We start from the raw sequence: 21207 nt of genomic DNA, 5'->3' as shown, positions 1-21207 counted from the left end.
GTCTCATTAATTCCTTAATTCATTGCCTCCTTAATTCATTATTTATTCATCCTTCAATATCTCCACTGGGTTAATCAAATAGGCTTTAACACTATGAATAGAAACAGTAATGAAAATCACCAAGGAGGCTACGGCTATAGCTCCGAAGATTAGGAACACAGGCATTTCAATTCGATAAGCAAAAGAACTGAGCCAATTGTCCATCCAGTAGACGACCACTGGTACGGCAATAGCAACAGCAATCAGTAGTTTCCAGACGCTTGATACATTAAGCGTTTTCTGAATACTCAAAAAGCCTGCTCCCAGCACTTTGCGAATACCCATTTCTTTTAACCTGCGCTTTACCGAATAACCCGCAATACCAAACAAGCCTATAAAAGCGACCAAAGCAGCTATTACCGTAAAGGTGTTCAGCATGGTAATCATCACGTTTTCTTGTTTGTAGAGTGCGTCAATTTTGTCATCTAAGAAAAAGAAAGAGGCTTCACTCCCTCCTGATACTTTCCGATAAACCTCATTTATTCTCTCTACGGTTTGCCCCAAATTTTCACCATTCAATTTTAGGACGATCATGCTGGGTATATACCTAATAGCATAAAATCGACTGGCCTCTATCGGTTGCTTTTTTGAGAAAAAGTGAAAATCGTTGACTACTCCTATAATTCTTTTTGATTCATTCCTTATCACCAAATCTTGCCCTGCTGCTAAGCCTTCTTCATAACCTAATTTTTTGGCAAGCGTAGCATTGATTACCACTAAATCCTCCCTCGCGGTATCGGCAGCAACATAATTCCTGCCGTCAAGCATAGTCATTCCCATGGTTTCAAAAAAGTCTAAGTCACCACCATAATCAGTAAACATAAAATCGTAATCACCATAGCCTGCCTGCGACATTTGTGTACCTGGTAAATTTCTAAAATAAGATGCCGATTGAACCCCTGGGGTTTTTAGTAATTGATTTTTGAACACAACTGACTTTGACTTAATAGCCCGAGGTAGCTTATCAATGACTAATTGGTTTTCTCGGTCGAAACCGAGGTTCTCATTTCGCATAAAATGCATTTGGCGATTCGCTGTAAAAGAAACGCATACCAAAACCACGAAGACAATAATTTGAACCACACTAATAGCTCCGATTAGTCTCTTGGATGAAAAGCTATTATTCGACCCTTTTAAAATGTTTACCACTTTTACTCTGGTGCTCAGGTAGGCAGGGTAAACAGAGCAAAGTAGAGCAACAATAATTGAGAATACGAATCCTTTTAACAGTAGTACTGGCTGAGAAAATACGCCACCACTTATTCTTCTTTCGATCAGGTTTTCTAACAAAGGCAAGAGGAATTCGACTAAAACAATACCTAATACAAAACTGAAGAATACATGAATGACAGACTCGAAAAAGAACTGCTTATATAATTGACTTTTCCGAGCACCTGTTACTTTTCTTATACCTATTTCTTTTGCCCTTTCTATAGATTGAGAAAGCGCCAAACTGATGTAGTTGAAAATAGCACATAGTAAGATAAAACCAGCAACGACAGAAAATATGAATACATATTGACGATCTGTCTTTTCAGGAATCGTGTCTATTGTGTCCAAAGAATAATGAACATTAGCCAAAGGTTCTAAGGACAGTACATCATCTTCTCTTTTGGAATTTTCAATATAAAGGTCATTTATTTTTTGCTCTATCCCTGATATGGATGCGTCATTACGAATTAAAAAATAAGTTTGATGACCTAAACCTGTTCGCCAAGAGCCAGGCCCTTCCATATATTTAGCTCCTAGATCTACCGTTTTAATAGGGACAATTATGTCTGCTTTTAATGAAGTAGCATTCGGTAAATCTTTGAACACACCATCCACCAATAAACGCTTCTCATTAATTACAATGACTTTCCCCAGCACATCAGTTAAACCATAATACCTTAATGCTTGAGATTCAGAAATTAGGATAGAAAAAGGAGTATTAAACGATGATGACTTGCTTCCTACCAAAAAATCAAGGTCGAAAAAATCTATAAAACCAGGGTCTACCGCTAGACTTTTCACATGATCTAGTGAATCCATTGATTCCTGTATTACAATATCCAATTCATCATTTGAAACTCGACTAAAAGCTTCAATTTCTGGAATACTTTCTTTGGCCGCAGGTGCTAAAGCGGAAGTTAAATCACCATTCAATTCCACTCCATAACCTCTATCTTTAGCTTGGTTCACCCTATAAATCCTGTCCTTTTTTTCGTGAAACTGGTCATAGGCCAATTCATTCTGAAGAAAGAGGTAGATGATAAAGAATGACCCCAAACCAATACTCAAACCAAGTATATTCAGACTTGCATAGAGCTTGTTTCTTCTCAGGTTTCTAAAAGCGACTTTGATGTAATTTCGTAGCATGGCTATTTAGTTATTCGTGTATTAGTTATTGGTTAAAAGGGGCCTCCGGTCTTCGGACTTCCAACCTTGTTTCATTAATTTATTATTTCATTAATCCCTTCACTCATTAATTCATTAGCGCATTATCTCACTCATTCCTTAAAGAGTCCACTGGGTTTGAAAATGCTGCCTTCACAGATTGATAAGAAACCGTAAGCGTCGCTACCATGACAGTTACCAAACCTGCAATTAGGAAATAGTACCAACTGAGGTTGATACTATAGGCAAAACCTTCCAGCCAACGACTCATGGCGATATAGGCGATTGGCCAACCGATAAGGTTAGAAATCAAAATAATTCGGACGTACTCTTTAGAAAGCATCATGACGATTTTGGAAACATCGGCACCAAGCACTTTTCTAATACCAATTTCTTTAGTGCGTTTTTCGGCTAAATAGGAAGCCAAGCCAAACAGCCCTAAACAACCTATTGCAATGGCTAATACCGTAAAAGTCAGAATGATTTGACTCAGCTGTTTGTCCTTTTCATACAGTTCTTTTACGGCTTCGTCTACATATCTTAGTTCAAATGGACGATTGGGAACTAGGTTCGTCCACACTTTGCCCATTTCAGCCTTAACTGATTCAATTCGGGACATATTTACCTTGGCGTATAGTAATTGTTTATAATTTTGAGGGCCAGTATAAACCGCCCAAGGCTCTATATCATTGTGAAAGCTAGTAAAGTGGAAATCGTCAACTACTCCAGAGATGGTGCCCATCATACTTTCTTCTATTCCAAAATGTTTCCCAACCGCTTCTTCAGGCGTCAACCCCAGCTTTTCAACACCAGTTTTATTCACTAAATAATAAACCGTAGAATCCCAATCCGACTTGTTCTTAAAACCTTCACCAGCCAAAAGATCGAAACCAAAAGTCTCAAGAAAGTCTTGGTCGCCATACATTCCTCTGAAGGAAATACTGACATTCTTAGGCAAACCATCCATAACCGCTCCCCAGCCAGAAAGCACATTAGAAATTTCATTATTACTTCCCGTTACTTCCTCTACACCCGTAATGGTTTCGAATTGAGCTTTTAAAGAGTTATAGGCATTGCGGGCCGTACGATCTGGAAGTTTGAGATAAACTACCTGATCTTGGTCGTAGCCTATATCTGTATTCTGAACATAACGGAGTTGATAGAAAATAACCAAAGTACCCGTGATGAGAAAAACACTGACGGTAAACTGAAGCGTCACCAATATTCTTCGGAACACATTCCCTCCTTTTACACTGAAAGTGCCTTTGAGCACCTTTACCGGCTGAAATGAAGAAAGGAATGAAGCTGGATAACTGCCCGCAATAAAACTGATTACCAAAACAAAGCCGATCAAGATTAGCATCAAACTAGGGTCGCTTTGAAGGTTAATAGACAGTTGAGTACCTGCCATTTGGTTAAAAAACGGCATTGAAATTTCCGCCAACACCACACCGATAACCACGGATAAAAGCGTGATCATAAATGTCTCTCCATAGAACTGTAAAATCAACTGTCTTCTATGGGCGCCCATTACCTTGCGAATCCCCACTTCCTTGGCTCGCTTTTCAGACTTAGCGGTACTCAGATTGATATAATTAATACATGCGATAAGCAGAATAAAAGCAGCGATAGCCACTAAAGAGAATAACAGCTCTTTAGATATTTTCTCAGGATAATCGGAGCCAAGGCTTGTATCAAAATGCATTACAGTGATGGGTGCGATGTCAAATGACATCTTAAAACCTTCAGCGGTCATCGCGTCACCAAAATCATCTACGATATATTGATTCAGCTTGCTTTTAAAACTTTCCGCAGCAGATTCATCTGTGAGTTTCACATAGCTATAATAGTTCATGGGAAACCACCTGGAATTATCAATTTGACCAAAGATTGAATTCATGGATATAACCATATCAAAATCCAAAGCTGTATTCCCGGCAGCATTTGCTACTACCCCAGTTACTACATAATCATTGCCATTGGCATTTATCGTTTTGCCATAGGCATCGGCTGCGTTATCAAAATATTTTTGGGCAGTCGATTCAGTCAATACAATGGACTGCTTCTCAAGAAGTGCATTACTGGCATTGCCATCTAAGAAACGATACTGAAATACCTTAAAGAAGCTTGAATCGGCATAAAACACATCGGTTTCAGTAAATGTTTTGTCTTCATACCTCACCAAGAACTCTCGCCCAACGCTCCAGTCAAAAACAAAGGTGGCTAATTCCGTTTCTGGAATATGCTCCAATGCCACCTGAGTGACCTTACTCGGGGCGATTGCAATATGCTCCGTTTGTCCAGAGGTCTCATAAATTGAAGTGATTCGGTATATTTTATCCGCATCTGGATAAAATTTCTCGTAAGACGATTCATTTCTGACATAGAGTAAAATGATGATACAGGCCATAATGCCTACCGACAATCCTGAGATGTTAATCAGTGAGTAAGCCTTCTGTCTTTTGAGGCTTCTAATCGCGATATTTATATAGTTCTTAAACATGACCTTGTTGTTTTAATGGTTGGGTTTATTCGTTGCGTAATGAGTCCACTGGGTTTTTTCTGGCAGAATTAATGGACTGGTAAAGAGTAGTAAGCCAAGCAAAGAGCATTACCAAGACCACAGGCAATGCAAAAAGAGACCAATCAAGCGTAATTCTAAAAGCAAAAGTGTTGATCCAGTCTTCAAGGAAATAATAGACCAAAGGAATGACCAATGCGGTGCTGATCAGCAGCATACGGCTGATGCCACTGTTCATTAACCAAATCAGATGGATGTTTGAAGCCCCTAGTACTTTTCGTATGCTGAATTCTTTCAGGCGTTGTTCGGCCAAGAATATGGTAAGCCCAAACAAACCCAGCAGTGCGATTAAAATAGCCACCCCACTAAATGTGGTAAATATGTTGGCCAAACGTTGCTCCTGCGCATATTGTGCAGCAAATTCTTGATCTAAAAACGAGTATTCAAAAGGGTAAAGATTGGCGAACTTTTCATAAGTAGCTTGAATAGAAGCAATTGTGGCTTCCATATTTTCTGGCTTTACCTTTACATAAGCCAGATTATTATCATTGGGTTTATAAAGGTATGCCGCTGGGGTTACTTCATCCTTCACCGAGAAGAACACGAAATCTTCTACTACTCCACCCAAATTCGGTACGCCCACATCATACTTAAAGACATTCTTACCCATTTTATCTTCAATCTTCCATCCACCCACTTTGGCGAGGGCTTCATTCACGACCAAGAAGTTATTCCCTTCCTCACCCAGCTCTGGTTGATAGAGCTTTCCTTCCAACAGTTTTATATCAAATTTTTGAAAGAAATCTTCATCAACAGGGAAGATGGAAACGGGTGTAACATCTTCACTGCCCTCTATTTCTAAATAAAACTGTGCCTGTCCGCCAAACACTTTTGGCCCTGCTCCTGTCATCCATTCGATGGAAGGATTCATGCTCAGTTCATTTTTGAATGCTTTGTATGATTGTTTGACTGCCTCGTCATTGAGCGGAATCATAATCACTTGTTCCTTATCAAAACCAAGATCCAATTGCTTTAAATGCTTAAATTGTTGGTAGATAACATTAGTAGAAATAAATAGACCGATGCAAATAAAGAACTGAACCACCACCAATACATTTCTAAAAAACAGACCTGATTTTCCTTTGGTTACACTTCCAGATAAGATTTGGGTGGCACTGAAACGGCTAAGGAAAACAGCGGGATAAAGCCCAGCAAAAATGCCAATTCCCAAAACAGCCAATACCATAAATAAGTAGGTAAAAGGGCTCTGGTAATCAATGAATATGGAAGCACCCGCAAAAGCATTAAATGAAGGCAGAAGTATTTCTGTAAAGCACACCGAAAGCACCACAGCTATAAAGGCAAGCGCAATGGACTCAATAAAAAACTGGGTAATAATCTGACTTCTATATCCTCCTACTGTTTTTCTAATCCCCACTTCTTTGGCCCTCTTTAGGTACCTGGCCGTTGATAAATTGGTGTAGTTAATACAAGCAATAAATAGAATAAGCAGGCCAACAAGCATGTACAACCTTATAAATTGCTTATCGCCCGTCTTCTTAAAAAATGAATATAATTTACTGAAGTAAACTTCCCCCACAGGCTCTAAACGAACACTTGAGTTCTTAATATGAGGTTGAAGTAGCGCTTTAGCTTTACGCTCAATATCCGCCACTTGTGCGTTTTTATCAATCTGAACATAGAGTGGAAATGCCGTCATTACATTCCAGTTCCGAAAACCTCTATCATCGCCATAAGCTTTGTCAGATTGCTCAATGGGAAGAATATATTTGAAATTCATGTGAGTTTCTTGACCAAGATCATCAATCACCCCAATTACTTTAAACATCCCATATCCATTCAATTTGATGGTTTGACTAATGGCATTTTCCGCAGAATCGAAGAGTTTTTCTGCCTCAGACTTTACCAAAATGAGCTCACTTACCGTTTGCTGATCTAGTGGCTTAGACTGCCCGAGCACATCAAAATCAAATACATCAAATAAAGAAGGGTCAGCAAAATGAAGAGACTGAATCTTAAACTTTCGCTGATCCGCTTCAATAATCAACTCAGAGGTTTGACCAAACCTCACTGTGTTTTCCACCTCTGGAATGCCCTCTTTTAACAACTCCGCCATTGGAAATTGCGTCATCATTTCCCAATTGGGCTCAACTTGAGTAGAATCATCTCTGGCGACTAAAACCCTGTAGATTTCTTCGGAATGAGTGTGATACGAATCCTTATCAAATTGCTCTTTTACATATAAGCTTAGAATGACAAAGCAGATCAAGCCCACGGTCAGTCCGAATATATTAAGAACAGAGTAAAGCTTGTTTTTTACCAGGTACCGAAATGCAATTCTAAAAAAGGATGATAACATGGATTCTATTTGAGTTAAATACTAGAGTGATTAAATAATTCGGTAAATACTTCCAATCGCTATTCAACTGTCATACCAAACTTAACCTACTATTTATCAATAAGTTAAGAAGTATCAACATTATTACATTGGTCGCCATCGCACTTTGCTGTTCGTTGGCGGACGGCAGCTCATTTGATCATGAATCACGAAGTGTATCGACAGGGTTGGACTTTGCAACTTTCAGCGAATACCAACCTGAAGACAGAAGAGTCGCACCAAGCATGATCAGACCCGCTACACCAAAGAGCCATAAAGGTTGATCAGTTCTATAAGCAAACTGAGAAATCCATGAATCAATTATGCTGATTACAAGAGGAACTGCGATGACGATTGATACCAGCATTGCAATTACGAATACTCGGTTTTGAAGTCCAAAAAGTTGTGTAACCCCTGCCCCAAGCACTTTACGAATGCTGATCTCTTTGAGTCTTTCTCGACCATAAAATATTGACATTGCGAATACTCCAGCAAAAGCGATTAGACAAACGCCAACGCCCAAAACACTTGTCATTTGCATCATCTTGGTTTCTGAAGAGTATAGTCGTTTGTGCTCCTCTTCAAGTACTTTCAGCACAAAAGGTTTTGATGGCTCAAACTCCCAGAACATCTGCTGAATGGTTTGAATAAGTTCGCCTAAATTAACATTGTCAGAATAACGAATAGAATAGTGAGCCCTTCCATTTGAGTAGCTTAAAGGCACAAATAACATTGCAGGAATTGGTTCACTTACCGAAGTAAAATGGAAATCACTGACGGCACCTTCCTGAACGATATACCCAGGTTTTGACTTACCATAATACGAAGGCAATAATTTGCCAATAGGCTCATTTTCAAGCGTATTAAGGGCGGTTTCGTTAAGCAGTGCCACTTTGCTATCACCACAAAATAGGGAGATCACATCAGCATCATAATTCTCCTCAATTCCATAAAACTCAAAGAAATGACAATCGATCCCTAGAGTCAATATTTCAACTTTTTCCCAACCATCCCTGAATCCTGGTTTCTGTAGATCGTTAACACCCAAAGCCTTCATTGGGTGTTCATCTGAAAGCGCTATATCTTGAATGGCAGGCATCGCCATGAGGCGGTCTTTGAATGTTTGGATAGTTGATTCATCCCTACCTTGGAACCAACTTGATTGGAACACCAGTGTATTTGTGAAATCATACCCTGGCTCCTTGGATAGCATGAACTCAAGCTGCCGATTCATGAAAAGCATGGCAGAAATAATACCAAAGGCTATAAAAAACTGAAAGGCCAATAAACCCTTTCTGATAAGAGATTTTGACCTGCTATTTCTACTAAAAGAATTGAACAGACTAGATACCTTAAAACTGGAAACAATTAAAGCGGGATATATTCCTGCGATAAGCCCCACCATAGAGGTAAAAGCCAAAAGAATCAAATATGTTCTAAAACCAAAAATAGCCACAGTTAACTCTCTATCAACAAATTGACTATAAATTGGAATTAATACCTCAATCAATATCAAAGCACATATAAATGAAATAAAACTCAACATTAACGATTGAATCAAAGACCTCTTGATCAATTGAATTTTTCTTGCTCCTATGATCTTATGAATAGCGATTTCTTTGCTCCTGTCCAATGCAACCGCCAACGAAATATTGCCAAAATTAGCAATGGCCACTGCGAGCAAACAGATAGAAATCACGACTAACCAAATCACTAACTGCTCATCCGCTTTTGGACGAAATGATCCGGTAGAATCCAAATCACTGAAATGATAATCTAAAATAGATTCTAACTCATACTTTTCTCCCCTAGATTCGTCACCTTTATCCTGTTGCATTAACTGAACTTCCAAGGCATCTATATCAGTACCCTCATTTAATGACATAAAAACGCTAAACATGTGATAGCCACTACTAGTGAGGTAGTCACTATAGTCAGGGTCCGATTTCATAGTTTCCACCGAAATAAGAAACCTTGGGTCAAGGGAGGAATTAGAAGGGAAGTCTTCATAAACTCCAATGATCTCAAACTCATCATCTCCCACTAACATCCTTTTTCCTACAACTTCCTCTCCCTCGAATACCTTTTCACGGACAGACTCACTAATTAAAACCGTTCCAGGAACATCAAACATTCCCAAGTCTCCGTTGACGGTTTTCACATCAAACATCTCCAAGAAGCCTCTTTCTACATACCAAAAACCCTTCTCTTCGAAGGCTTTTTCCCTTTCTTCACTTGGTCTGACTAATTCGGAAACGTAGGAATTATTGTAGGCCCTAACCAGTGATGCTATTGAAGGATTCTTTTCGAGGTAACTTGATGATAGGATAAAAGGGTAGCTAGAACTGTTGGCAGATACTGATGAAGCAGAATTTGTGGTGACTAGTCTATGAATTTTGCCACTGTCAGGATAGGATTGGTCAAACGTATACTCATGAATCAAATAAATAGACGTCAGGAAAATAAAAAAAAAGGCGATGGCCAGCCCGATTACGTTAGTCCAAGTATAAATCAGATTTCTTCTCAGGCTTCTTAAGATGATTCTAAGGTTGAGCATAGCAAGGGTTTATTTTATCAGGTAAAACAATCTCAATGCCAGCAATAAAACACTGAATATAAGATAATTAAGATCAAAACGGCTTTACACTTAGTTCGCCACCGAACTTTACCGTCCGCTGACGGACGGCAATATTTGTTTGTATATTAACGATCAGTTTGATTTGCACAAGATTCAAAGACAAATGTAAACCAATGTTAAGGCGAGACATGATGAGACAAAAATCCCCCAACCCCCTTTAAGAAAGGGGGAAGGCTCCGAATAGACAACATTGGTTAGTTAAAGCCGAATCCAGAAGGGTAAAGAAAAGGTGAAGAAATATTCAAAGTAATCAGCATCGATACCACCTCCCCCTTGGCCAAGGGGGCTGGGGGATTGATAAGTAACTTATGACTAAATCATATTACAATAAGAAACTAAAACCATTGGCTCGTGAGCTCCGAAAACATGGAACTCCCGGTGAGGCGATCTTATGGGCTCATGTTCTCAGGGCAAAACGGTTTTATGGACTTCAGTTTAATAGACAATTCGCAATCGAAAATTACATTGTTGATTTTATATGTAGAAAGGAAAGGTTGATTATAGAACTTGATGGCCGATCTCATGATGATAAACAAGAACAGGACAGAACAAGAGATTTACGACTAAATGAGTTAGGCTATAAGGTCGTTCGAATTGCAGAAGTAGGTGTAAAATATGACTTGAAAAATGTAATTAGAACGATTGAGGCCCATTTATCAGAAGAAACATTGAATAAACCAATAGAGTAGATGAAATCCCCCTAGCCCTCCCGAAGCTTCGGGATAAGAAAGGGGGCTGGGGGATTGTAAAATAGACACACCATGAAACAAGGAAAAATACTCATCATAGACGACAATGAAGATTTACTAAAAGCCGCTAGAATTTACCTGAAACGGCATTTTGGTCAAATTGATTTGGAGAAAGACCCCACGCTAATTCCTGACCTGCTCCAGAATGACGCATATGATGTGATTCTGCTCGATATGAATTTCACCCAAGATGTGAACTCTGGGCAAGAAGGCTTTCATTGGTTGGATAAAATATTAGAGATTGACCCATCCGCAGTGGTAGTGCTAATTACCGCCTTTGGCTCAGTGGATATGGCCGTAAAGGCGATTAAAGCAGGAGCTTCTGATTTTGTGATGAAGCCCTGGGAAAACGAAAAACTATTGGCCACACTCCTTTCTTCCATCCGTCTAAGGTCTTCCAAAGAAGAGCTGAAATTGATGAAAGACAGAGAGGATACTTTGACCCAAGACCTCGATCATAAATTCAAAGAAATCATTGGCCAAAGCGGATCGATGATTCAAGTTTTCGATACCATTGACCGAGTAGCCAGCACTGATGCCAACGTTTTAGTTTTGGGTGAAAACGGTACAGGTAAAGAGCTGATAGCCAGATCAATTCATAGAAATTCAAAAAGAGCAGAGAAGCCTTTTATCAGTGTAGACTTAGGGGCTATTTCTGAGAACTTATTTGAAAGCGAACTCTTTGGTCATGTGCGCGGATCCTTCACCGATGCCAAAACTGATCGTGCTGGCAGGTTTGAAATTGCCAATGGAGGCACCTTGTTTTTGGATGAAATCGGCAACCTTTCACTTCCCTTGCAAGCCAAACTCTTAACCGCAGTACAAAACAGAAAAGTGAATCGTGTTGGGTCGAACAAGACGATTGATGTCGATATTCGTTTGATCTGCGCCACCAACATGCCGCTTTATGAAATGGTGCAGAAAGGAGAATTTAGGCAAGATTTGCTCTATCGAATTAACACCATAGAACTGAAGTTACCCGCTTTGAGGGAACGAATTGAGGACATTCCCCTACTGGCTGAACATTACCTAAAAGACTACGCTAAGAAGTACAACAAAGACATTTACAAGTTCAGTGAAGCTACCCTTAAGCGCTTGGAGAAATACAGCTGGCCCGGGAATGTGCGTGAGTTACAACATGCTGTAGAGCGCGCTGTCATCATGAGTCGTGATAACATTCTTCAACCCGAGGACTTCTTCTTCAATAACAATCAGCCTGTTCGCGATAAGGATGATATCAATTTGGAACAGTTTAACTTGGAAGATGTCGAGCGAATTCTAATCAGGAAAGTATTGGCCAAACACAACGGAAATATTACCCATGCAGCTCAGGAACTGGGTTTAACCCGTTCATCCTTGTACCGAAGACTTGAGAAATATGGGCTTTAATCGCTTTAGAATATTCGTACTGATTCGCGTTATCGTATTGTTTGTTACGGTAGCCGTTTTCGTGTATTTGCTCTTCTTCGATCAGAAGTATGTTACCACCGTGGTCACTGGTTTCTTGATCATTTTCGAAGTATTTGAGCTTTTCAATTACATCGAAAGTACCAACAAGAAGCTCACTCGCTTCTTCGATGCCATCAAATACAATGACTTCAACATGAGTTTTACCCAGGATAATAAGCTTGGGAAAACATTTAAAGCATTGAACCTGGCTTTTAAAGATGTGATTGATGCCATTTTGGAGGAACGTAAAAAGAGTGAGCAGTCTTTTCAGCAGTTGCGCGTAGTCGTTGAAAATATTGGTACAGGAATCATCGCCATCAACGAGACTGGAGAAGTGAAACTGATCAACCGTTCTGCGCTTCATTTATTGCAGTTAGAAAGCCTAAGAAGCCTTGATGACCTTAGACAAAAGGCACCTAACTTTCACTTTACCATTACCCATCTTAACTCCTCTAAAAGAGCAGCTTACAAAAATGAAAAAGGACAGGAATTGGTGATTCTGGAAACCATGTATAAACTGGGTGGTGAGCTTTACAGATTGATCGCCCTGCAAGACATTAAGGCGGAATTACAGGCCAAAGAATTGGAAGCTTGGCAGAACCTGACCAAAGTACTTCGGCACGAAATCATGAATTCCATTGCCCCTATTTCTTCACTCACTTCTACCCTAAGCGAAGTGTTGAAAGAAGATGTAATTAAGAAAAACGGACTCAATACCATTGAAGATGAAAGCCTTGAAGACCTTACCGAAGGCTTGAGCACCATTTCTAGCCGCAGCGAAGGCCTCATCAATTTTGTAAACGCCTATCGCGATTACACCAACTTGCCAGAACCCGACAAGCGTCCAACGGATGTCAAGTCACTGGTGCAAAACACGACAGCCTTACTCAAGAATGATTTCCTTAAGTCGAATGTAGCCTTAGAAGTCATTCATGCTGAAACCTCAATTGAACTGAATATTGACTATCAATTGATTGAGCAGGTGCTGATCAATATTCTAAAAAATGCCTTAGAAGTGGTTGAAAACAAAGAAAGCGCTAAAGTGAAACTAGAAACCAGTGTGCATGGAGAGTTAGTGACTGTATCAATTAGCGACAATGGCGCGGGCATTACCCCTGAAGCTACTGAGAAGATTTTCATGCCTTTCTTCTCTACCAAAAACAGAGGTTCGGGTATTGGACTCAGCCTTTCTAAGCAAATTATGCAGCTGCATGGTGGAGATATTCAGCTGGAAACTGAGCTTGGTAAAGGCGCTACTTTTAGAATGGTGTTTCATCAGGAGTAAACTCTCTGAGGCATTAAGGAATTAAAAACTGCAAGAATTAAGATCAACTGTGATTGTTGTGCACAATGCTTTTCATCCTGACTCCGAGGCTTCGGAGGAAGGAACTAGAAACAGCATCGCAATTCGAGAAAATTAGATCCTTCGTGCCTCAGGAAAAGAAATCAGACGGTTGACTTCAAATCAATCACTAGAGCCAAAGCAAATGCTTACCAGGTTTTAGTTGAATGAACCGAACAAAGTAAAAAACAGCTTCAACCGCCATTAAACGCACACCGCTTTTCATCCTGAGGAACGAAGGATCTAAACCTTCTGCCCTATAGAAAACAGGATGCTGTCACACAAACCCCTCTTCTTTAAACCTGGGGTTCGGATAAGTATAAAAGCCCTCCCCTGTTTTTACGCCCAGTTTACCTGCATCAATATAGCTTTTCAGCAAGGCAGCAAAAGCCTGACTTTTCTTGTCTGGGTGATTGCTAGTGATATGCCAAGCCGTATCGAGCCCAACCGTATCTAAAATTCCGAATGGCCCCATTTCCATTTTAAAGTTACCCATCCAGCTTCTGTCAATATCCTCAATAGAACCAATGTCCAGGGTTCTGAGCGAGCCTGCGGCTCCCAAAAGCGCCATCAGCATGTAATTGAAGATGTAACCCGTGTTTTCCTTTTGAACGAAGACAGGCGTTTGCCAAAGCTTCTCGCCCAATTCCATCAATAAATCATTGATCCAAGCTTCTGTTCCCGGATGCGGCATTACGTCCACCACATTGGAATAGAATACATCATGGAAATGGAAATTACAGAAACGCTCAGGTCGGCCAGAAGCATCCGCGATTTGCGAGCCGAGTAAATAGGAAGTGTTGGTAGTAAAGAGCGTCTTTTCAGGACAGAGTGCGCCAAATTGCGCCCAAACCTTACGCTTCAGTTCGAGGTTTTCAGTGACAGATTCGTTCAAAAAATCAGCATCATCTGCCGCAGCTTCTGGGTCGGTGGTGAAAGTCAAGCGACCTTTGGCTTCCTCAGCTTGTGCCTCGGTGAGCTTTTCATTGCGAATCAACATTTTAAGAATGCTGGCCTGAGTTTTAATGGCATCGAGTGCTTTCTCTGAAATATCGTAAATAGTAGTTTCAAAACCACTGATTGCGCATTGCAGCCCTACCCTTAAACCAAGCGTTCCAGCACCCAGAATAAGTACTTTATTGATGTCTTCTATTTTTAGTTGCATTCTTAGATTATTATAGTAAAAATTCAAGTTGAGTAATCCCCATATTTACGTAAAAACCAAAGCCCATCACGAAGAACGAATTCAATTACCACATACACTCCGCTCTGTTTACCAGCCATCGTTAGTTCTTTAATATCGTATTCAAGCTGTCTAATTTCCCAATTATTAAACTCCTTCTTCTCAAGTTTCTTAAATCTCCAATCTGCTTTAGCTATTGGAGCCTCATAATTTTCGGTATAACCATTTCCGTCAGCATCGACTATTATATCTGATGTGTAAACCACTATAACCGAATCAAGAATCCTCGACATTTGAAATGAAGAGTCTGCATCAAATCGCTTTAAGAAAGATTCAAAATTCTCTTCCGGTTTCTGCGCCAGAGATACTTGAGCACATAAAACAGCAAACAGGGCGATTAAAATTGCTCTATTTAAACTCATATCCTATCCTTTTCCAAAGCCTTTACCGCATTTGCTCCACAGGCTTTAACGGCATAAATCAAATTGGCAAAACGTGGATCTTGGGTCAGTCCTATTTTATAGCGAGCGTAAATCTGCTGAATAATTACCCCGATTTTAAATGCTCCAAAAACATAGTAAAACACTTGATCCTTCAGGTCGAAGCCTGTTTTTTCAGCATAGCGTTCTACCAATTCACTGCGTGTATAATTGCCCGGCAACCAAGTGAGGCTGAAAGGTTTTAAAGCGTCAGAATCATCGGCTTGCGCCCAATAGGCCAAAGAAGTACCTAAATCCATCAATGGATTGCCCACAGTCGACATTTCCCAATCCAGTACCGCGATAATTTCGTCTAGCTTTTCGGGGTTCAACACGAGGTTGTCGTACTTATAGTCGTTGTGAATAAAGCTGACATATTTCTGCGCCGGAATGTGCTTTTGCAGCCATTTGGTCACCTCATCCATATGAGGCAGCTTATCCGTTTCGGATTTATAATAGCGTCCAATCCAACCTTCCACTTGTCGTTGGGTATAGCCATCAGGTTTACCGAAATCGGCCAAGCCAGCAGCATTCAAATCCATGGTGTGAAGATCTGCCAAATTATCAATGCAGGCTTCAGAAATAGACCGCATTAATTCAGGTTTGAGCTCAATGTCTTTTGGTGGTCGACTGCGTAAAATCACGCCTTTCACACGCTCCATAAGGTAGAAATCAGTTCCCATCACCGAATGGTTGTCGCAAAACAATACAGGCTTGGGTACTTTGGAATACACTGGTTTAAGGGCAGAAAGCACTCTAAACTCTCTGTGCATATCATGTCCACCTTTGATATTCGCGCCAAAAGGTGGACGCCTCAATACATATTCCTGTTCGCCTGTTTTGATCAAATAGGTAAGGTTAGAAAAACCACTAGGGAATTGAGAGACTTCTAGATTTCCAGAAAAACCCCTTAAATGGTCACCCAAGTATTCTGTCAGCTTAAAGAGGTCTAACTCCTCTCCTTTCCTGATGTCTTTTGCCTTGTCAATCATTGGTTAGTTTAATAGTTATTGGTTATTAGGGAAGAGTGTATTAGTCATTAGTCAATGGTAAATGGTAAATGGTCAATGGTGAAAACTCAAGAAAACGCCAATTGAACCGTCATTGCGAGAAATGAGATTCGCGATAGCGAAAGCTCATGACGAAGCAATCTAAAGCGTTCAATAAGTAGTGGGTAGTGAGATTGCTTCACGTTAATATTATCACTTCGAATAACCGTGGCAGGTTCGCAATATCGGTTCCTTTATACTTTGGTCTTCATGAATTCATCATTTTCATTTATCCATTTTTTTAAATCGTCATCAAACCTTCTTTCAACTAAAAACTTAACTTCCTTTTTGTTCTTTATTTTTAGAATCCAAACATTCCCGTCTTCATCATTGGTCGTCCATTGATGATAATCTCTTTTCACACTAATTACATCACTAACAGAAACCCTTTCTTTAGACCTTTTCAATTGAATCGAATGATCCTCAAATAATACTTTATGTGATGTAGATTTAGCCTCTTGAACTAGAATCCCCAGAGTACCTAAAACAAATATACCTAAGATGGCGAGCACATATCCATATACTGGCACGTTCCATTCACTAAAACTAGATTCAGTAACTCCTATGCCACGACTCATCATCGCTATTGTTAACCCAACCACAAGGAAGAAAAAAGTAGCAATTGAATTCTTTAAGACTTGCTTATGGCGTTTGTATAGTTGAAACTCCATGAATAGACATTATAAGCCATAATTTTTCAAAATCGCTTTGGCCAAACTCGCTTTATGCACTTCGTCTGGGCCATCGTAAATTCTTGCACCACGCTCATGTCTGTACCAAAACGAGAGCAAAGTATCATCGGTGATGCCCAGCGCGCCATGTACCTGAATGGCACGGTCGAGCACTTTCATAAGCACATCGGCCACATAAAATTTAATGGTAGAAATCTCTAAGCGTGCGGCTTTAGACCCTTCATTATCAATCTTTTGCGCAGCATGAAGTACCATATATCTTGAAGCATTAATCTCCGCCCTACTTTCAGCAATCCAGTTTTGAATAGTTTGCTGGTGTCCTAACATTCTGCCGTCTCTTAATTCTCTAGAAGCCGCCCTATTGCACATCATATCAAAGGCTCGTTCACAGATACCAATCCAGCGCATACAATGGTGAATTCGGCCTGGACCTAAACGCTGCTGCGCCAACATAAAGCCACTGCCCATTTCGCCAATCAAGTTACTTTTCGGTACACGGCAATCTACATAGTGGATTTCGGCATGACTCAAATAGCCTTCTCCCACATCGCCCATAACGGGGATATTTCGGGTGAGCTCAAATCCTGGGGTATCGGTAGGCACTACGATCATACTGGCCCTTTTGTGCGGTTCCGCATCGGGATTGGTCACTGCCATTACGATGGCAAAAGTAGCCCCATCAGCCGCGGTGGTAAACCATTTATGTCCGTTGATGACGAATTCGTCTCCATCCAAAACGGCTGTGGTGCCCATATTCACGGGGTTGGAGCCCGCAAAATCTGGCTCGGTCATGGAAAAGCAACTTCTGATTTCGCCTTTCATTAAAGGCGCTAAGTATTTTTCTTTTAATTCGGCCGAAGCAAATTGATGCATCAGTTCAATATTACCAATATCTGGTGCTTGGCAGTTGAGCACATAATGGCCTAAAGGCGTTGTTCCTAATAACTCCGATAACTGTCCAAATTCAGTGAGTGTTAAACCTGCTCCGCCTTCTTCTTCAGAAAGATAAGGTGCCCAAAGCCCCAATTCCTTCGCCTTTTCGCGCTTGGCTTTCAAAATATGGTTCACTTCGTCCCAAGGGTCTTTCAAAAAATAGAGTTCCGAAGGGTACAATTCTTCCTCTATAAACTGCTTTACTTTAGGGTAAAGGGCTTTTAATTTATCGGTGGCGAATAATTCGGTCATGGGGTGTGGTTATCAGTGATCAGTAAATCAGTGATCAGGGGAATATCGGATAAGGTAATTGATCTTTAGTTTCTTAACAAAAACTCTGGGGCATATATTGTATGATTCCTTTTCATTTCAAAACATAAAAAAATCCCAAACTTATTAAAGTAAGGGATTCTAAACTCTTAAACCAAGAATTGTATTTGGTATAATTAATTCAACTCTAGCATTCCTTTGCTGGCGGCCATCAGGTTGATCATTCGATAAAGCGCTCTAGCGCCCACGTTAGCATCCCATTCGTCTTCGCTAGGCGAAACCTCATTCAGGTCGCAACCGATGATTGTGCGTCCTGATTTGACTACCTGCTTAATTAAATACATCACCTGCTCCAAATCAAAACCTCCTGGTACAGGAGTGCCTGTGTTCGGACAAAGTTTTGGATCAAGGCCATCGATATCGAATGAAATATAAACCTGCTGCGGAAGTTCTTTGATAATCTCTTCGCACTGCGTAGCCCAAGTTTTTCCTGCATACTGGTCGTGCTTTAACTGCTGATCGAAGAAGGTGACCACTCGCCCATTTGAATTGGCGATAAGCGTTTGCTCTTCATCACAGAAATCACGGATACCCACCTGCACCAACTTGGTTAATTCCTTAATTTTAAGCGCATTCGTCATGATACTGGCATGCGAAAACTCAAAACCTTCATAGGCCTCACGCAAATCTGCATGGGCATCAATTTGGAGTAAACCAAACTCGCCATAGTGTTTCGCGCAAGCTTGGAAATGGCCCAATGGAGTACTGTGGTCGCCACCAACTAAAATTGTGGTTTTCCCCTGCGACAGCCAGTATTCTGACTGTTGCTTTACATATTCCATCAGCTGATGCGTTTCCTTGTTTATTTCGGCCAAAATAGCCTCCATTTCTTCACGCTCTTCTTCATCGCTGCCTTCTTCCAACCAAGCAATATATTCTTCAGATTTTTCGCGCAATTCACTTCCTAACGAGTACCAAACCTCTGGAATATCGGCCATGGCCACACCCAGTTTCCAAGGTTCTGCAATGTCCAACTGACTAAAGTCTATTTGAGAAGAAGCTTCTAAAATGGCTTCTGGCCCATCTGCTGTGCCTGCACCATAAGATACGGTAACATCCCAAGGGACAGGAATGACCACTACTTTGGCGGAATCGGTATCAAAAGGCAACCCAAAAAGGGTTCCTCTCAGCCCTACATCATTGGGATTAAAATTATCTATATCGGCCATACATTAACTGATCATGTCAGCCACAAAATTAGGTAATGCAAAGGCAGCTTGGTGAATGCCTTCGTTATAATATTTCAAACCATGTTTTTTAGCAAAAGCCTTGCTCTCTTCAGCATTAAAGTCATTTAATGGATGTGCTTTTCCTTTAGAAGAATAAGAGAAAGACCACATGCCCGTTGGGTAAGTCGGGATATACGCCAAGTAGCAATGCACTTTATCTTGTCCGAAAATAGAACGGTATACTTGGTAAATCTCCCTGAATACTTTGCTGTTGAATCGAGGTGATTCACTTTGCGTAACCATGATTCCGTCATCGCTCAAAATACGGTACACTTCTTTGTAGAATTCTACAGTGAATAAACCTTCTGCTGGCCCTACTGGATCGGTAGAATCTACAATTACAATATCGAAAGATCCATTGGCTGCTTCTTTCACATATTTGATGCCGTCATCTACAATCAGGTTCAATTTTGGATTACCAAAAGCCGAAGCGATGCCCGGTAAATGCTCTTTACAAGCCTCAATTACTTTGTCATCAATTTCTACCATTACTACTTCATCGTAGCAATCGTGGCGCAACAACTCGCGGGCAGTTCCGCCATCTCCACCACCAATCACCAAAGCTCTTTTTGGCTTAGGGTGTGTCAAAGTAGGTATGTGCGTAATCATTTCATGGTACACATACTCATCTTTTTCGCTGGTCATTACCATACCATCCAAAGTAAGTAGGTTACCGTAAGCCTGTGTTTTATATACTTCTACTTTCTGAAAATCAGACTGTACATCATAAAGCTTTCCGTCATGCTTTAAAGAAAGCGCTATTTTATCGTCACGTTCGGTAAACCATACATCTCTGGTGCGGATTGGATCGCCCTCTTCGCTGCTTTTCTCATCACGCATGGTTTTGATATCGAAATCTCTTTCTTTCAAAAGCGCCTTCTCTCCTCTTAATAACTCCATAGCCGAACCATGTCCGGCTTGGAATTTCTCTTTAAGGATTTGATAAGCCACCCACGGATTCACGGTGTCGCCACAAGTGAAAATATCTACAGAAGCATAACCGTATTCTGGCCAAGTATGAATAGCCAAATGGCTTTCTTGAATTACCACAACGCCCGAAACGCCATAAGGCGAGAAATGATGGAAGGTGGAATTGATGATGGTTGCACCTGAATCTTCCGCAGCGCCTTCCATACTTTTTTCGATGTGAACTACATCGTTTAAAAGTTCTGATGAACAGTTGTAATACTCGACAATGATGTGTCTACCCAATGAAGCCATTCTATATTTTTTTTCTGCAAATATGAGGTCTTCATTTTAAACGGACTAAAACAAAATAAAAAAACTTACTTCAGGTCCATGCCAGGATAATAATAGTCCTTGGTTTCGGCAGTGCCTCCCGACACCTCATTCCAGTGTTCGGCAGATACTTGAAGCCAAGCACAGGCGCCCGTTACAAAACCACCTTGCGAATCACCTGTGAGGTATTCGTACAAACGGCTAATGGATGGATTGTGGGCCAAAATCGCCACATTTTCAAAGATATCGTCTACACGGTTGACGGCTGCCATCATCACATTTCGCGTGGCTTCATAGTACTCTTCGGACGATATAATCCGTGGTGCAACTTCTAACTGCTGTATGATTTCCGCACAGGTCTGTAAAGTACGTACCGATGGACTTGTATATATAGTGTCTATTTTGAATGGAAGCGTTTTCAAGTATTCGCCTAACAAAGCCGATTCACTCTTCCCCTTCTCACTCAACTTTCTTTCAAAATCACGCTCGTTTTTTTGCACCATTTGTGCATCGGCATGTCTTATTAATAAAAGATTCTTAACCATTCTTCCTCCTCCTTAG

At 40.6% G+C, this 21207-nt stretch carries 15 protein-coding genes; 3 read left to right on the top strand and 12 right to left on the bottom strand.

The annotated features are described in order from the left end of the window. Positions 1-42 precede the first annotated feature (42 nt). From AWN68_RS14475 to AWN68_RS14460, 4 genes are all read right to left on the bottom strand, one after another. Entirely contained in the window at positions 43-2397 is a 2355-nt protein-coding gene (locus AWN68_RS14475) for an ABC transporter permease (RefSeq protein WP_068417139.1), read from the bottom strand. Positions 2398-2524: 127 nt separating this feature from the next. Then, positions 2525-4918, bottom strand: coding sequence for an ABC transporter permease (locus AWN68_RS14470; protein WP_068417137.1), 2394 nt, complete (start codon positions 4916-4918; stop codon positions 2525-2527). Positions 4919-4943: 25 nt separating this feature from the next. Beyond that, positions 4944-7316, bottom strand: coding sequence for an ABC transporter permease (locus AWN68_RS14465; RefSeq protein WP_068417135.1), 2373 nt, complete (start codon positions 7314-7316; stop codon positions 4944-4946). A gap of 178 nt (positions 7317-7494) precedes the next feature. Continuing rightward, positions 7495-9891: an FtsX-like permease family protein gene (locus AWN68_RS14460; RefSeq protein ID WP_068417133.1), complete on the bottom strand. Its 2397-nt coding sequence runs from the start codon at positions 9889-9891 to the stop codon at positions 7495-7497. A gap of 389 nt (positions 9892-10280) precedes the next feature. Here AWN68_RS14460 and AWN68_RS14455 point away from each other — a divergent pair, with 389 nt between their 5' ends. The 3 genes from AWN68_RS14455 to AWN68_RS14445 all read left to right on the top strand — a co-directional run bounded on the left by AWN68_RS14455 (position 10281) and on the right by AWN68_RS14445 (position 13455). Continuing rightward, entirely contained in the window at positions 10281-10661 is a 381-nt protein-coding gene (locus AWN68_RS14455) for an endonuclease domain-containing protein (RefSeq protein WP_068417131.1), read from the top strand. Between the two features lie 72 nt (positions 10662-10733). Further along, a complete protein-coding gene (locus tag AWN68_RS14450; protein WP_068417129.1) occupies positions 10734-12110 on the top strand; it encodes a sigma-54-dependent transcriptional regulator in 1377 nt (458 codons plus the stop codon). After that, on the top strand, positions 12100-13455 hold the full coding sequence (locus tag AWN68_RS14445) for a sensor histidine kinase (protein WP_068417126.1): 1356 nt from the start codon (positions 12100-12102) through the stop codon (positions 13453-13455). The genes AWN68_RS14450 and AWN68_RS14445 overlap by 11 nt, the downstream gene beginning before the upstream one ends. A gap of 334 nt (positions 13456-13789) precedes the next feature. Here the strand turns inward: AWN68_RS14445 and AWN68_RS14440 are convergent, their stop codons facing one another. From AWN68_RS14440 to AWN68_RS14405, 8 genes are all read right to left on the bottom strand, one after another. Continuing rightward, positions 13790-14677, bottom strand: a complete 888-nt coding sequence (locus tag AWN68_RS14440) for a 3-hydroxyacyl-CoA dehydrogenase NAD-binding domain-containing protein (protein ID WP_068417123.1) — start codon at positions 14675-14677, stop codon at positions 13790-13792. Between the two features lie 23 nt (positions 14678-14700). Then, a complete protein-coding gene (locus AWN68_RS14435) occupies positions 14701-15117 on the bottom strand; it encodes a hypothetical protein (protein ID WP_068417119.1) in 417 nt (138 codons plus the stop codon). Continuing rightward, a complete protein-coding gene (locus AWN68_RS14430; RefSeq protein WP_068417117.1) occupies positions 15114-16166 on the bottom strand; it encodes a phosphotransferase family protein in 1053 nt (350 codons plus the stop codon). The genes AWN68_RS14435 and AWN68_RS14430 overlap by 4 nt, the downstream gene beginning before the upstream one ends. 251 nt (positions 16167-16417) lie before the next feature. Beyond that, positions 16418-16894 (bottom strand): hypothetical protein, encoded by a 477-nt coding sequence (locus AWN68_RS14425; protein ID WP_068417115.1) that lies wholly within the window; start codon positions 16892-16894, stop codon positions 16418-16420. Between the two features lie 9 nt (positions 16895-16903). Continuing rightward, positions 16904-18100: an acyl-CoA dehydrogenase family protein gene (locus AWN68_RS14420; RefSeq protein WP_068417112.1), complete on the bottom strand. Its 1197-nt coding sequence runs from the start codon at positions 18098-18100 to the stop codon at positions 16904-16906. Between the two features lie 194 nt (positions 18101-18294). Next, entirely contained in the window at positions 18295-19347 is a 1053-nt protein-coding gene (locus tag AWN68_RS14415; RefSeq protein ID WP_068417109.1) for an agmatinase family protein, read from the bottom strand. A 3-nt stretch (positions 19348-19350) separates the two neighbouring features. Next, positions 19351-20628 carry a polyamine aminopropyltransferase gene (gene speE, locus AWN68_RS14410; RefSeq protein ID WP_068417107.1) on the bottom strand — a complete coding sequence of 426 codons (1278 nt, stop codon included), beginning with the start codon at positions 20626-20628 and terminating at the stop codon, positions 19351-19353. Positions 20629-20693: 65 nt separating this feature from the next. Then, a complete protein-coding gene (locus tag AWN68_RS14405; RefSeq protein ID WP_084362877.1) occupies positions 20694-21191 on the bottom strand; it encodes a SixA phosphatase family protein in 498 nt (165 codons plus the stop codon). Positions 21192-21207 lie beyond the last annotated feature (16 nt).

It is taken from the genome of Roseivirga echinicomitans, from assembly GCF_001592935.1.
Classification (GTDB): domain Bacteria; phylum Bacteroidota; class Bacteroidia; order Cytophagales; family Cyclobacteriaceae; genus Roseivirga; species Roseivirga echinicomitans.
Note: the sequence above shows the minus strand (reverse complement) of the source record. Positions and strands in the feature narration are given on the sequence as shown.